A 14,824-nucleotide genomic window follows, 5' to 3' on the forward strand; every position below is an offset into this window, starting at 1 on the left:
GAACCCGAGGGTGATGACGTTCACGATGGATGCCGTGTCCCGTCAGCCCAAAAACATTGGGGGATATTGGATCGACCACGTGGAACTTTCGTCCAGCGGAGCCGTTCTCTACCTGCGCCTCAGCCAGAGTGCGAGCTGATGTCGATATGTCTTCGTTGACGTGTTAACGGTTTCACGGAACTCCGAACAATTGGAGATTACCGCCTACGAAGATCGAAGCGCCACTCGAGCGTCAGGAGCGGACCTGGTACGGCAGCCGCAGCGTGTGATCTGGCGGTGTGTCGTGGGCATGAAGGCGGCCACCGCGTGATCGACTTCAAGGTGTGTTGGATCTCGAAGGGGACGCGGTGGCCGCGTTGTGGCCGGTGATCGTCTTGCTCGTTGGCGGGCGGGGTTTGATGATGTGTTCGCGCTGGTCGCGGGGCGTTTCGCGCAGGCGGACTCGCGGCGGCGGGCGCGGATGTATGTGCTGGGGCTGTTGTCGAAGGCGGAGCGGAATTACTCGTGGACGCTTGCCGAGCAGGCTGGTGACCTGACACCGGATGGCATGCAGCGGCTGCTGAACTTCTACCGCTGGGACGCCGGCGCCGTTCGTGATGATCTGCGTGGTCTTGTGCTGGAGCGCTCTGGATATCGAGCGGAACCGGCAGCAGCGAGGGCAGTTGCACTACGACGATCTACTCCGGCACGCCCAGCGGCTGCTGCGGATCAAACCGATTGCACACTTGTACCGGCAACACTACGGGACGCTGTTGGTTGATGAGTTCCAAGACTTTGTTCCCACAACAACTCGATATCGCGCCGCGCACGGTGGCGCACCACCGAACGTTTGCCGGTGACCCGCTGTAGGGCATCTTTACCTGGGCGGGCGCGCGGCCGGAACAGGTGGAGCCAGACCTGCGGCAGTTGTGCGGTGAGCCGAGGAGGTTAACGACCTCGTACCGATCGTCGCAGTCGGTTCTGGCGGTGGTGAATCCGGTCGCTGAGTTTATGGACAGTCCAGCGCTGGAGTCTGCGAGTCCTGGGCGGTGGTTTGAAGGTGGTGCGTCGACGGCGGCGGTGTTGCCCACCGAAGAAGCCGAGTCCGTGTGGATCGTGCAGACCGCGCGAGCCATCCTCGAGCGGAATCACCGAGCCACGATAGGGGTGATTGCTTGTGCGGGGTGGAGGCGCCAGTCCGTTGATGCCGTGTTCAGAGAGTCGGAGGTCGTCTCGACGCAGTGGGATCTGGCGATCGAGAACCCGCAGATCGTAGACACACTCAGGGAAGTGGCTAAAGAGTTGCCAGCCTCGGCGTCGGTGAACGACTTGGAACCAAAGCGCTCGCAGGTGTGCCGACTGCCGATGTCGATACCTATCAGGACATGCTCGAGGCGATGGACAGTTACGCGACTTCGCTTCACGTGCCGGGCTGCTGCTGAAGCGCTGGGGAAGTTGTCGATACGGGACCCCGGCGCGGTGATCGGGCCGGGGGTGCACTTGCTGAACGCGCACACTGGTAAGGGTCAGCAGTTCGACTGGGTGTTCATTCCCGGGTTCGAAGAGTTCCAAATTCCGAGCGGTCAGAAAGAGACTGTGGCCGATGAACGTGAAGAGCTTCGTGTGTTGTTGGTGATGCTCTCACGAGCTCGCCATGGGATCGTGCTGAGTCGTGCTGCTGAGCGGCTCTCCAAGAGGGGCCGGCTCTACGCGCCGGATACGAGTCGATGGTGGGCATCGGTGACCGCGGCGTGTGTGCTGTCGCCGCAAGAGTTGAAGCCATGTCCGTCGCTACCAGCCGCTCGAGGTGGATGAACGAGCTTCTGTGACGACTACCGCGGCTGGCTGACGTCAGTCTCGCGTGAGTGTCCAGATCAGCGTGACGCGAACTTGGGTGGGATCCAGCCGTCGGCGTCCTCGGTGATCGCTGCTGGGCTGTCAGGTCTCGCCAAAACCGAGGAATTGCCGCAGCCATGGCGTTGACCAAGCTGCTAGCCGAGCAGGGAAACGTCAAGGGGCTGATAAGGGAGGTGGCTGCCGGTACGTTGGGCGCGGTAGAGGCCTTACGCACCGTTCGTTCTCGCATGTCAACCTGACTCTCACGTGGGCAGGAAGCCCATGCGGAAGTTCAAACGGTCCTGGTGGCGGCAGAAGTGCTGTAGGGCAGACCGCATGTCGGGTCCGCACGCTGGGGTGCTCCGGAAGAAACTACCCGGTCGGCTTACATACTGGAGCAGATGATGTGACCCCAGTTGGTGCGGGCGGGGGTGACATGCTCCAGATTTGCTCCAGTTACTGAACGGTAACTGAAGTTAGCCACGTCAATTCTCAAAGTGGGGCAACGCGAAAAAACCGCCCTACCTCGGCTTATTTGCCAGGTGGGCGGTGTTTCGTCACTGTGGAGCTAAGGGGACTCGAACCCCTGACCCCCTCACTGCCAGTGAGGTGCGCTACCAGCTGCGCCATAGCCCCGAAGCGAAGTTGTACTCCGCATCTCGTGTGTCCATACATTACACCGCCCTCATAGGCTGTTCGCGTGGGGGTCACTCTGTGCGGTCTTACTTGCCGAAAGCGATGTTGACCTGCATCTTTTAGCCTTATTTTTAGACGTGTATTGACTTCACATGTGACCGCAGTTACGTTTTCGCCCATCGTGACGCCGAGGTCCCCGCCCGCTACGCCGCGTCTCCACTGGGCTTCGCCTCAGCTCGTCCTGCCCGAATGACGCGGAGGAGGTCCTGATGAGGGCGAGAGCAGCCTTGACAGCCCTGTTTTCCCTGGTCGGAGCGCTCATCGTAGTGGCTCCGGCGGCGCAGGCGGCCATCGTTCCCGATACCTGGTACACCGTGACGGCCACCAGTGGGAAGTGTGTGGACGCGCGGGCCGCCGGGTCGGCGAACGGGACGGTCGTCCAGCAGTACGCCTGCAACCAGACCTTCTCCCAGCAGTGGCAGTTCCAGCCGACGTCGGGCGGCTACTACCGGGTCGACACGCGCAACAACCCGGCGCGGGTTTGGGACGTCGCCGACGTGTCGACGGCTGACGGTGGGCTGATCCACCTGTGGGCCTACGGCGGCGGGAACAACCAGCAGTGGCAGCCGGTCGGGGAAACCGGTGGCGCGTACCACTTCGTCAGCCGCAACAGCGGCAAGTGCCTGGACATCCCCGGTGCCTCGACCGCGGACAGCGTGCAGCTGCAGCAGTACGCGTGCCACGGCTCTGGCGCGCAGTCGTTCCGGCTCACGCCGGTCACCGGCACCGCCAACCCCGACCTCGGGCCGAACGTGCTCGTCTTCGACCCCGGTATGTCGCAGTCGGCTATCCAGTCCCAGGTCAACAGCGTGTTCTCGCGCCAGGAAACCAACCAGTTCGGGACGAGCCGGTCCGCGTTGCTGTTCAAACCGGGCTCGTACAACGTCGACGTCAACGTCGGGTTCTACACGCAGGTGCTGGGGCTCGGGCTCTCTCCGGACAACGTGACGATCAACGGCGCGGTGCACGCGGAGGCCGACTGGTTCCAGGGCAACGCGACGCAGAACTTCTGGCGGGGCGCGGAAAACCTCTCGGTCAACCCCAACGGCGGCACCGATCGCTGGGCCGTTTCGCAGGCCGCTCCTTATCGCCGCATGCATGTCCGCGGCAATCTGCAGCTCGACGACGGCGGCTGGTCCAGCGGTGGCTGGATGTCCGACGTCAAGGTCGACGGCCAGGTCCGGTCCGGCTCGCAGCAGCAGTGGATCTCACGCAACTCGCAGTTCGGCGGCTGGAGCGGCTCCAACTGGAACATGGTGTTCGCCGGGGTCAACGGCGCCGTCGACCAGTTTCCCGAATCCGCCGTACACCACGGTGAACACGACGCCGGTCGTGCGGGAGAAGCCGTTCCTCTACGTCGACAACGCCGGGGCGTACCAGGTCTTCGTGCCTTCCAAACGAACCAATGCTTCGGGCATCACGTGGGGCGCCGATCAGCCGGGGTCGTCGCTGCCGATCAGCCGGTTCTTCATGGCGAAGCCCGGCACGACGGCGTCGCAGATCAACGCGGCCCTCGCCGAGGGCAAGGACCTCCTGATCACGCCGGGCGTCTACCACCTGACCGAGACGCTGCGCGTGACCAGGCCGGACACCGTCGTACTCGGCCTCGGCTTGGCGATGCTGATCCCGGACAACGGCATCACCGCCATGACGGTGGCCGACGTCGACGGCGTCAAGGTGGCGGGCGTGCTGATCGACGCGGGCACGAAGAATTCGACCACGCTGATGGAGGTCGGTCCGGCCAACGCCACGCGGGACCACGCGGCCAACCCGACGTCGCTGCACGACGTGTTCTTCCGCGTCGGCGGTGCGGGGGCAGGCAAGACCACGAACAGCCTGATGGTCAACAGCGACGACGTCATCGGCGACCACCTGTGGATCTGGCGTGCCGACCACGGCAGTGGGGTCGGGTGGAACACCAACCCCGCCGACACCGGCCTGATCGTGAACGGCGACGACGTCACGATGTACGGCCTGTTCGTCGAGCACTACCAGAAGTACCAGACGATCTGGAACGGCAACCGCGGCCGGACGTACTCCTACCAGAACGAAATGCCATACGACCCACCGAATCAGGCCGCCTGGATGAACGGATCGACGCGGGGTTACGCGGCCTACAAGGTCGCGGACTCGGTGACGGACCACGAGGCGTACGGGCTCGGAAGTTACTGCTACTTCACCGTGAATCCGAGCGTGGTCGCGGATCGCGCCATCGAAGCTCCGAACAACCCGAACGTCCGGTTCCGCAGCATGGTCGGCGTCTCCCTCGGCGGGAACGGGACCATCGGCCGGGTCGTCAACGACCGCGGCGGACCGGCCAATTCGGATACGAACGTGGCGAACCTGGTCGCGTATCCCTGACAAAGCCCCGGTGCGCGCCGTGATGGCGGTCGCGGCGCGCACCGGCCCTCACCCCAACGGGTGGTGTGCCGAGCGCTCTCCCGTCAACGCTTCGATACTCGGCGCATGCCTCTCGTCGGTCTCACCGTCGTCGAACCCCGCCTGGCCTGGCCGCTCGCCGCCGTCCGCGGGGTTTTCGCCATCCTGTTCGGCGTGCTCGCGCTGATCTGGCCGGGAGCGACCGTCCTCGCCCTGGCGATCATCTACGGCATTTACGCGATCTTCGACGGCATCGGCGGCCTGATGCAGGCCTTCCGGCCGGGCGACGCCGCGCATCGCGCCGCTTACGGAGTCCTCGGCGCGTTCGGCATCATCACCGGGGTGCTGGTCCTGATCTGGCCGGACATCACGGTGCTCGTGCTGGCCCTGCTCGTCGGTTTCTGGGCGATCTTCACCGGCATCATGGAGATCGTCGCCGCGATCCGGCTGCGCAAACAGATCGAGGGCGAGGCCTTCCTCATCGCCGCCGGCGCGCTGTCGCTCGTCGCGGGCATCGTGATCGTGGTCAACCCGCTGGCCGGCGCGTTCGGGATCGCGTTGCTGGTCGGGATCTACGCCCTGCTACACGGCGTGATGCTGCTCGTGCTGGCCTTCCGGCTGCGGAAACTCACCCGAGCCTGAAAGCCTGTCGCAAGTGGACGAGCACCGGCAGGCCGTCTTCTCGCCAGGCTTGGAAGGTGCCGTGAGCATCGACCGACGCTACGCCGGATCGCTTAGGCTGATCCGGTGAGCCAGCCGATCCTGTTGACCGTCGACGACGATCCCGCCGTATCCCGTTCGGTCGCCCGCGACCTGCGCAAACGGTACGGGAAGGACTACCGGATCATCCGGGCCGATTCCGGCGCCGACGCGCTCGACGCGCTGCGCGAGATCAAGCTGCGCGGCGACGCCGTGGCCGCCATCCTCGCCGACTACCGGATGCCGCAGATGGACGGAATCGCCTTCCTCGAGAAGGCGATGGACCTGTTCCCGAACGCCCGCCGCGCGCTGCTGACCGCCTACGCCGACACCGACGCCGCGATCCAGGCGATCAACGTGGTCGACGTCGACCACTACCTGCTCAAGCCGTGGAACCCGCCGGAGGAGAAGCTCTACCCGGTCATCGACGCGCTGGTGGAGACCTGGCGCGCGGTGGGGGAGCGGCCGGTCGACGAGATCAAGCTCATCGGCCACCGGTACTCGTCGCCGTCGTTCCACCTGCGCGACTTCCTCGCGCGCAACGCCGTGCCGTACCGCTGGTACTCCGTCGACGACGACGAGGGCCGCCGGATCCTGGAGGCCGCGGAAGCCGCGCCGCACGATATCCCGGTGCTGGTCACGCCGGACGGCACGGTGCTGCGCCAGCCGTCCGGACCGGAACTCGCCGACGCCGTCGGCCTGTCCACGCGGCCCGCGCAGGAGTTCTACGACCTGATCGTCATCGGCGGCGGGCCCGCCGGGCTCGGGGCGGCCGTGTACGGCGCGTCGGAGGGGCTGCGGACGGTCATCGTCGAGCGCAAGGCCACCGGCGGGCAGGCGGGCACCAGTTCGCGTATCGAGAACTACCTCGGCTTCCCGGACGGCGTCTCCGGCGCGCAGCTCACCGACCGCGCGCGGCGGCAGGCAGTGAAGTTCGGCGCCGAAGTGCTCACCACCCGCGACGTCGTGGGCCTGGAGGTGCGCGGTTCGGCGCGGGTCGTGCTGTTCGGCGACGGGACTGAGATCGCCGCGCATTCCGTGGTGCTGGCCAGCGGTGTCACCTACCGCGCCTTGGAGGCCAAGGGCATCGCCGACCTCGCCGGTCGCGGCGTCTACTACGGCTCCGCCGCCACCGAGGCGCCCGAGTGCAAGGGTGAGCACGTCTACATCGTCGGCGGCGCGAACTCGGCGGGCCAGGCGGCCGTCTTCTTCTCCAAGCACGCCGCCGAGGTCACCATCCTCGTCCGCGGCCAGTCGCTCGAAGCGTCGATGTCGCACTACCTGATCGAGCAGATCGCCGCGATCGGCAACATCCACGTCCGCACCCGGACCACGGTGATCGAGGCGCATGGCGAAGACCACCTCGAACAGCTGACCCTGTGCGAGAACGGCGACGCGACCGAGACCGTACCCACCGGCCACCTGTTCATCTTCATCGGCGCGGCGCCGCGCACCGACTGGCTGGGCACGGAAATCCAGCGCGACGACCGCGGTTTCGTGCGGACGGGGCCCGATCTGCTGACCGACGGCGCCCACCCGCCGGGCTGGCCGCTCGATCGCGACCCGCACTACCTCGAATCGTCCGTCCCCGGGGTGTTCGTGGCGGGCGACGTCCGCGCGGCGTCGGTGAAGCGCGTCGCTTCGGCCGTCGGCGAAGGCGCCATGGCGGTCACCTTGGTGCATCGGTATCTGGAGGAGCAATGAGCGTTCTGCCAAGGGAGGAACTGCGCGGGCTCTTCCTCTTCGAGCACCTCAGCGAGGAACAGCTCGACTGGATCGACGAACACGCCGTACTGGAGCAGTACACCGGTGGCACCACGATCATGCGTGAGGGTGATCCGGCCACCTGTTTCTATCTCCTGCTGTCCGGCGCGCTGAGGATGACGCGGCTCGTCGGCGGTACCGAGGTCGAGACGATCCGGTCCGACCAGCGCGGCGCGTATTGCGGCGCGACCCAGTTCTTCGTGCACCAGGAGACCGAACACACCTACGGCGCTTCGGTGCACGCGGTCAGCGACCTCACCTTCCTGACCTTGCCCGCGGCCGAGTTCGCCACCGAGTTCCGCCGCTGGTTCCCGATGGCGACGCATCTGCTGGAGGGCATGTATCTCGGCTGGCGCAACAGCGACACCGTGATCGGCTCGCGACGGCGGCTGCTCGCGCTCGGGGAGCTTTCCGCCGGGCTGACCCACGAACTCAACAACCCGGCCGCGGCCGCCGTGCGGGCGACGGCCTCGTTGCGAGAGCGAGTCGCCGGGATGCGGCACAAACTCGCGATGCTGGCGAAGAAGAACGTCGACCCCACGCTGCTGGAGCAGTTGCTCGAGATCCAGGAGCAGCTGGTCAAGCAGGTCGCCTCGGCGCCGAAGCTGACCGCGATGCAGCAGGCCGACCGCGAAGACGAGATCGGCGACTGGTTCGACGGCCATGGCATCGACCAGGGCTGGGACCTCGCCGACATCTACGTCCGCGCCGGGCTGACCGTGCCCGATCTCGGCAGGCTGCTCGATTCGGTCGGGGAGACCTTCCTCGACGGCGCCGTCCGCTGGCTGGCGTACGCGCTCGAGACCGAGATGTTGATGGGCGAGATCGAGGATTCGACGACGCGGATCTCGGTACTGGTCGGCAAAGCCAAGCAGTACTCCCAAATGGACCGCGCGCCGCACCAGTGGATCGACGTCCACGAAGGGCTCGACTCCACGCTCGTCATGCTGGCCGGGAAGATCACGCGGGGCATCCGCGTCGTGAAGGAGTACGACCACACGGTGCCGCGGATCCCGGCGTACGCGGGCGAACTGAACCAGGTCTGGACGAACATCATCGACAACGCGGTCGGTGCCATGGGCGCCGACGGCACCCTGACCCTGCGGACGTCCAAAGTGGACGATCACGTGCATGTAGAGATCGGCGACACCGGCCAGGGGATCCCGGCGGAAATCCGGCAGCGGATCTTCGAACCTTTCTTCACCACGAAACCGGTGGGGCAGGGGACCGGGCTGGGGCTGGACATCTCCTGGCGCATCGTCGTCGAGCGGCACCAGGGTGATCTCCGGGTCGACTCGGCACCCGGTGCCACGCGGTTCACCGTATGCCTGCCGGTCTCGGAGCAGTCCGTGATCTGACGGGGGCGTGGTGCCGGTGTCCGGTCCTGATGTCGGCCCGTGTCCCTCACCGTGTGGGTTTTGGCGTTAGCTGACCCAAATCCACACCCCCTTCCGACGCCACCGTTGCCTTACCCCTGTTCCATTGCTGAGCAGGTCCGAAACCGACTTCGCCGATGGAGGAATCGGGACACTGAACGTCCCGATTCCTCCATCGTCAGCCACCGGGTCACTCGCGAGCCACTGGACCGCGACGCCGCCCGCACCGTTTTCCTTCTATCCCACCATTTCGTCAGGATCTGACGACGTCTGCCGTTCATTGACCGTTCACTTCGAAATGGCTCGCCCGCGCGTCAAAAGAGGTGAACGGGCTGAAGGATCAGGCCTGTGAACGAGGGGGTGGGGTCGGTGAAACGCCGTCTGTCGATCGGCTTGGCCGTGGTGCTGCTGCTGGCCGTGGTGGCCGTGATCGTCTGGGGCCGGGGCGGTGACGAGAACACCGCGCGAGGTACCGACCTGACCACGGTGCGCGGGGTCATCGGTTCGGAGAAGCTCGCGTTCTTCTCCGACAAGCGGGTGTTGGACGCCTTCGCCAAACACGGGCTGAAGGTCGAGGTCGACACCGCGGGGTCGCGGCAGATCGCGAGCATGGACCTCGGCAAGTACGAGTTCGCGTTCCCGTCCTCGTCGCCCGCCGCGCAGCGGATCCAGCGCGACCACAAGGTGACCGGCGTGCACACGCCGTTCCACTCGCCGATGGCGATCGCGACGTTCGAGCCGATCGTGAACCTCCTGACCGCCAACGGGATCGTGCGCAAGGGCGCCGGGGACTACCAGGTGCTCGACGTCGCGAAGTACCTCGAACTCACGCGGAAAGGCACGCGCTGGGACCAGCTTCCCGGTAACACCGCCTTCCCGGCGCGCAAGAACGTGCTGGTCACGACCACGGACCCGCGTGAATCGAACTCGGCGGCGATGTACCTGTCGATCGTGTCCTTCGTCGCCAACGGGAACAATGTGGTCAGCACGCCCGAAGCCGAGGCGAAGGTGCTGCCCGGGGTGTCGAAGCTGTTCATCGACCAGGGCTACACGCAGAACAGCACCGAAGGCCCGTTCGAGGACTACCTCGCCGCGGGGATGGGCAAGACACCGATGGCGCTGATCTACGAATCGCAGTTCGTCGACAGACTGGTGCGCGCGGACGGCTCGATCCGGCCCGGCATGCGCCTGCTCTACATGGCGCCGACGGTGTACTCGAAGCACACGCTCGTGCCGTTGAAAGAAGGCGGCGATCAGGTGGGCAGGCTGCTGGCGACCGACCCGGAGCTGGGGAAACTCGCCGCCACCTTGGGTTTCCGCACCGGCGACCCGCGGTTGTTCGCCGACGTCGTCGCCGCGGCCAAGGCGCCGGTGCCCGCCGACCTGGTGGACGCCGTCGAACCGCCGTCGTACGAAACCCTGGAGCGCCTGCTCGACGCCGTGAAGAAGCAGTACTGATGGACGATTTCACGCTCACTCCACCCGAACCGGTGGGGGCGATCCCGGCCGAGCGGGCCGCCGGCCTGATCACCCTGGGCCCGGAGGTGCACGCCGAGGTCGCGAGGCGTGCCGAGAGTTTCGCCCAGCGGCTCGAAGCGCTCGACGTCCGATCGCCGGAGTTCACCCGCGTCCTGGACGAACTGCTCGCGGTCGGCGAGTCCGACATGCGCGCGGCGGCGTCGGTCGCGGGGGCACTGCTCGACCGGTCGACGCGGGCGCTGGCCGGGACTCGCGGGGAAATCGCGTCACCGCAACAACAGGCGACGGTGAGCCTGGCCGGATTGCGGCGGGCGGTGGCGGGGATCGACCCGGCGAAACTGCCGATCACCGGCCGCAAGCTGATGGGTCTGATCCCGGTCGCGGGCAGTGCGAAGAAGGCGCTTGACCGCTATCGCGCGGCCAACGAACCGGTGAACGCGCTGGTACTGGATCTGCGTGCGCGTCAGGACGTCTTGCGCCGCGACAACGCCGCGCTCAAAGGCGAACGGGAACGGTTGTGGGGGACGCTGGGCAAGCTGTCGGAAGCGGCCGCGTTCGCCGAGGCCGTCGATACGGCGATCGACCGACAGGCGGGCGTCTTCGACTTCACCGATCCCGCGCGGGCCAAGTCGTTGCGGGCAGACGCGCTGCACCCGATCCGGCAGCGGCACCAGGACCTGCTGACCCAGCTCGCGGTCAGCGCGCAGGGCTACCTGGCGCTGGATCTGGTGCGGCGCAACAACGACGAGCTGATCCGGGGGATTGAGCGGGCGGTGTCGACCACGGTCGCGGCGCTGCGGGTCGCGCTGCTGGTGAGCGGCGCGCTCGCCGGGCAGCGCGACGTCCTCGACGAGGTCCAGGCCGTACAGGCCACCACCGACGGGCTGATCCGGGGCAACGCCGAGATGCTGGAGCTGCGCAGCGCCGAGATCCAGCGCGCGGGCAGTGATCCGGCGGTCGCGGTGGCGACGATCCGCGAGTCGTTCGAGCGGATCTACCGCAGCATCGACGCGATCGACGAGTTCAAGGCGGGGGCCGTCTCGACGATGGCGGCGACCGTGGAGGCGTTGTCCGGTGAGATCCGGCGGGCCGAAGACCATCTCCGCCGGTCTCACGAGACGGCGACGGCCGAGGGGGCCTCATGAAACGCTGGGCGGTAGTCACACTGGTCGCGATCTGCGCGCTGTCACTCGCTTCCTGTGATTCGGGCGAAGGCGACACGCGGAACCTCGGGGAGGCCGAGCCGGGCACGCTGCGGGTGCTGGCGGGCAGCGAACTCGCGGACCTGCAGCCGTTGCTGGAACAGGAAGCGGCGGCGACCGGGGTCAAGGTCAAGTTCCAGTTCACCGGGACGCTGGAAGGCACCGAATCGCTGGCGAACGGGACGGTGGACGGTCAGTACGACGCCGTCTGGTTCTCGTCGAACCGTTACCCCGCAGCGGTTCCCGAAGCGGCGAAGCGGTTGGGTGAGCAGGTGAAGATCATGAGCTCGCCGGTGGTGCTCGGGCTTTCCGCGTCGGCGGCGCAGCGGCTCGGCTGGGCCGGAAGACCGGTGAGCTGGGGTGAGATCGCCGAGCAGGCCGGGAAGAAAGCCTTCACTTACGGCATGACCGATCCGTCGGCGTCGAACTCCGGCTTCTCGGCACTCGTCGGGGTGGCGTCGGCGCTCGCGGGCGCCGGGAACGCGATCGACGCGCGGCAGATCGCTTCCGTCACCCCGAAACTGACCGAGTTCTTCAGCGCGCAGGCGATGTCGGCGGGTTCGTCCGGCTGGCTTTCCGAGGCCTACCAACGCCGGGCGAGCGGGCAGGATCCCGGCAAGAAGGTCGACGGCCTGATCAACTACGAGTCCGTCCTGTTGTCGATGAACGCGAGCGGCAAGCTCCCCGAACCACTGACTCTGGTGTATCCCTCCGATGGTGTCGTCACCGCCGACTATCCGCTGACGTTGGTGCAGAGCGCGAACTCCGATGCGCGGGACGCGCACCGCAAGCTCGCCGAGCGGCTCCGGACGCCGGACACGCAGCGGAAGATCATGGAGACGACGCGGCGCCGCCCCGTTGTCCCTGGAGTCGGGTCAGGACAGCAGTTCACGCAGAAAGACCTTTTGGAGCTGCCGTTCCCCGCGACCCAGCAGGCCGTCGACGCGTTGCTGGGCGCCTACTTCGACAAGATCCGCCGTCCTTCGCGGACGCTGTACGTGCTCGACACCTCCGGTTCGATGGCGGGTGACCGGATCGATTCCCTGCGCGCCGCGCTGATCGGACTGACCGGCGCCGACGGTTCGCTGACCGGACGGTACCGCCGGTTCCGCAGCCGCGAAGAGGTCACGATGCTGCCGTTCGACACGGTTCCCGGCAGCCCGCAGACGTTCGCCGTCCCGGATGGCGATCCCCGGCCCGCGTTGGACAAGATCAAGCACTTCGCGGAAGGCCTCGACGCGAACGGCGGCACGGCGATCTACGACAGCCTCGAGCGCGCGTACAGCGTCATGGGCCCGCTGGTCGCGCGCGATCCCGACCGGTTCACCTCGATCGTGCTGATGACCGACGGGGAGAACGCGAGCGGGTCCACGTTCGAGGACTTCCAGCGGAAGTTCCCGGCGCTGCCGGAGGCGATGCGGCAAATCCCGGTGTTCACCGTGATCTTCGGCGAGGGCGACTCGGCCGAACTCGGCGAGGTCGCGAAACGCACCGGTGGCAACGTGTTCGACGCGCGAGGTGACGTGCTGCCCAAGGTGTTCCAGGAAATCCGCGGGTACCAATGATCCGGTACCTCGGCTCCACGAAGAACCTCGCCGGTTGCGTCGGCGGGCTGATCGGGCTCGCGCTGTACCTGACCGGCATCGTCGGCGGGCTGTGGCCCGTGGTCGTCGCCGGGCTGTACGGGGTGTTCGCCCTGCTCGCGCCGCCCGAACGGGTCCGGCTGGTGCCGGTGGACGCCGTCGCCGAGGCCGGGCAGTTGCGCGCGGACCTCGTTTCGCTGGTCGGCAAGGTGACCGCGCACGAGCAGCGGATGCCGGAGTCCTCTGTGGACGACGTGCGGCGGATCGCCGAGGTGCTCGAAGACCTTCTCTCGCGGCCGGATCGGTTGTCCGCCAACCCGGACGTCCAGCACTCCGTCACCAGGCTGGTGCGGACGGATCTGCCGCTTTCCGTGCAGACCTACCTCAATCTGCCGTGGTGGTTCGCCGCCAAACGGCGGGCGAGTGGCGAGCCGAGCGCGTCCGACGAACTCCTCGCGCAGCTGGAACTGCTGGAGACCGAAGCGCACCGGGTCGCGGAGCGGTTCTACGCCGGTGACGTCAATCAGCAGGCCGACCACACGCGATACCTGCGGGAGCGGGGCGAGGCCTGAGACGGGGTCCCGATCATCGGTAAGCGGGAACCAGTCTGCCGGTTGTTCTGCATGGGCAAGCCGGGGTTCCCTGCGCTGGACTGGGCGACGCCGATCCGGTCGTGGTCGGATTCCGTCTCTCCTAGGGAGCTCAGACGTGCGTAAGTACAGACTTGGGGCGGCCGTGCTGGCCGCGGTGATGGTATGCCTGGCCGGTGGTGTCCCGGCGAACGCCGAGCAGCGCGACGACCACTGCGTCGCCGACACGGCGAGCGGCGCGTTCCGGTGCTTCGGCAGCGTCGGTGAATCGCTCGCCGCGGCCTCGGCGGGCAAGGTGGGCGTCTCCGCCACGGTGATCAGCGTGCTGTACGAACACGCGAACTTCGGTGGCGCGAGCGTCGCCGTCACCGGGTCGCCATGCGTCGAGGGGACCAACCAGACCATCGGCTTCCTCGGCGGCTGGAACGACAAGATCTCCTCGTTCCAGACCTTTTACAACTGCTACATCACGATGTACTCGGACGCCGAATACCAGGGCGCCAGCCAGGAGTGGTACGCCAACGACAGCGGCAACTACGGGTCGAACATGAACGACCTCGGCAGCTCGGTGGTGTATTCGCGCGGACCCTCCCGCGCCGAACTGCTCAAGGACTGCGGCCGCGCCACCCGGGACTGCAACGCCCACGTCGACCAGCGCGGCCAGGACTTCTACGGCAACTGGGGTCGCGTGGACACGGTGTACAACTGCAGTGCCAACAAGATCACCCAGGTGATCGGCAAACGCGACACTCGCAGCGGGAAGAACACGGTCTCGAACGAGATCAGCGTGACCGCGGGCTTCGAGTTCCTCGTCGACTGGTCGGTCGCGTACAAGCGGACGTGGGGCCAGGAATGGGGCTGGGAGACCAGCGAGAGCGTCGAGACCCGGATCGAGGTCAACCCCGGTTACTGGGCGGGCCTGGACCGTTCGCCGGTGATGCGGGTGGCCAGCGGCTCGTACGACATGTGGTACAACAACCGCAAATGGGGGCACCACCAGTGGTATGTCTGGAACTTCAGCGGTGAGGGCCCCGCTCCCGGCGTTGTGGGCCAGACCAGGACGGTCGGCAAGAAGATGACCTCGGACGAGAAGAAGAAGGTCTGCGGGAAGTCCGCTGGGCTTGTGCGCTCCTCGGCCGGAACGCAGGCCGAAAGCGCCGCGACCGCCGCGACGCCGTCCGCGCCCGCGTTGCGTGTCGCGGAGGGACCGCTGCACAGCTGATCCACTGAATGCCGTCGAT

General features: G+C 66.7%; 11 protein-coding genes, 1 tRNA gene and 1 pseudogene. 12 read left to right on the top strand and 1 reads right to left on the bottom strand.

The features are described 5' to 3' along the window. The first annotated feature begins 596 nt into the window (after window positions 1-596). Both ACM6LR_RS24270 and ACM6LR_RS24275 read left to right on the top strand, forming a co-directional pair. Window positions 597-839, top strand: a complete 243-nt coding sequence (locus ACM6LR_RS24270; protein ID WP_414941199.1) for a UvrD-helicase domain-containing protein — start codon at window positions 597-599, stop codon at window positions 837-839. A gap of 505 nt (window positions 840-1,344) precedes the next feature. Continuing rightward, window positions 1,345-1,794 carry a 3'-5' exonuclease gene (locus ACM6LR_RS24275; RefSeq protein WP_414944633.1) on the top strand — a complete coding sequence of 150 codons (450 nt, stop codon included), beginning with the start codon at window positions 1,345-1,347 and terminating at the stop codon, window positions 1,792-1,794. A 584-nt stretch (window positions 1,795-2,378) separates the two neighbouring features. Here the strand turns inward: ACM6LR_RS24275 and ACM6LR_RS24280 are convergent. Then, window positions 2,379-2,451 (bottom strand) — tRNA-Ala (locus ACM6LR_RS24280). Between the two features lie 269 nt (window positions 2,452-2,720). Here ACM6LR_RS24280 and ACM6LR_RS24285 point away from each other — a divergent pair. From ACM6LR_RS24285 to ACM6LR_RS24330, 10 genes and pseudogenes are all read left to right on the top strand, one after another. Then, a pseudogene (locus ACM6LR_RS24285) lies at window positions 2,721-3,176 on the top strand (RICIN domain-containing protein); the annotation flags it as partial. 649 nt (window positions 3,177-3,825) lie between these two features. Beyond that, on the top strand, window positions 3,826-4,872 hold the full coding sequence (locus ACM6LR_RS24290; protein ID WP_414944558.1) for a hypothetical protein: 1,047 nt from the start codon (window positions 3,826-3,828) through the stop codon (window positions 4,870-4,872). A 105-nt stretch (window positions 4,873-4,977) separates the two neighbouring features. Beyond that, a complete protein-coding gene (locus tag ACM6LR_RS24295; RefSeq protein WP_414941180.1) occupies window positions 4,978-5,532 on the top strand; it encodes an HdeD family acid-resistance protein in 555 nt (184 codons plus the stop codon). A 105-nt stretch (window positions 5,533-5,637) separates the two neighbouring features. Further along, a complete protein-coding gene (locus tag ACM6LR_RS24300; protein WP_414941179.1) occupies window positions 5,638-7,293 on the top strand; it encodes an FAD-dependent oxidoreductase in 1,656 nt (551 codons plus the stop codon). Further along, window positions 7,290-8,711, top strand: a complete 1,422-nt coding sequence (locus ACM6LR_RS24305) for an ATP-binding protein (RefSeq protein ID WP_414941178.1) — start codon at window positions 7,290-7,292, stop codon at window positions 8,709-8,711. Before ACM6LR_RS24300 ends, ACM6LR_RS24305 begins: the two co-directional genes overlap by 4 nt. Window positions 8,712-9,098: 387 nt before the next feature. Then, a complete protein-coding gene (locus tag ACM6LR_RS24310) occupies window positions 9,099-10,187 on the top strand; it encodes a hypothetical protein (RefSeq protein WP_414944634.1) in 1,089 nt (362 codons plus the stop codon). Next, window positions 10,187-11,353: a toxic anion resistance protein gene (locus ACM6LR_RS24315; RefSeq protein WP_414941177.1), complete on the top strand. Its 1,167-nt coding sequence runs from the start codon at window positions 10,187-10,189 to the stop codon at window positions 11,351-11,353. The genes ACM6LR_RS24310 and ACM6LR_RS24315 overlap by 1 nt, the downstream gene beginning before the upstream one ends. Next, window positions 11,350-12,975, top strand: coding sequence for a substrate-binding domain-containing protein (locus ACM6LR_RS24320; RefSeq protein WP_414941176.1), 1,626 nt, complete (start codon window positions 11,350-11,352; stop codon window positions 12,973-12,975). Before ACM6LR_RS24315 ends, ACM6LR_RS24320 begins: the two co-directional genes overlap by 4 nt. Next, window positions 12,972-13,565 carry a hypothetical protein gene (locus ACM6LR_RS24325; protein WP_414941175.1) on the top strand — a complete coding sequence of 198 codons (594 nt, stop codon included), beginning with the start codon at window positions 12,972-12,974 and terminating at the stop codon, window positions 13,563-13,565. Before ACM6LR_RS24320 ends, ACM6LR_RS24325 begins: the two co-directional genes overlap by 4 nt. Before the next feature lie 136 nt (window positions 13,566-13,701). After that, window positions 13,702-14,805 (top strand): peptidase inhibitor family I36 protein, encoded by a 1,104-nt coding sequence (locus ACM6LR_RS24330; protein WP_414944559.1) that lies wholly within the window; start codon window positions 13,702-13,704, stop codon window positions 14,803-14,805. Window positions 14,806-14,824: the final 19 nt, after the last annotated feature.

Source organism: Amycolatopsis sp. cmx-11-32 (assembly GCF_047608695.1).
Classification (GTDB): domain Bacteria; phylum Actinomycetota; class Actinomycetes; order Mycobacteriales; family Pseudonocardiaceae; genus Amycolatopsis.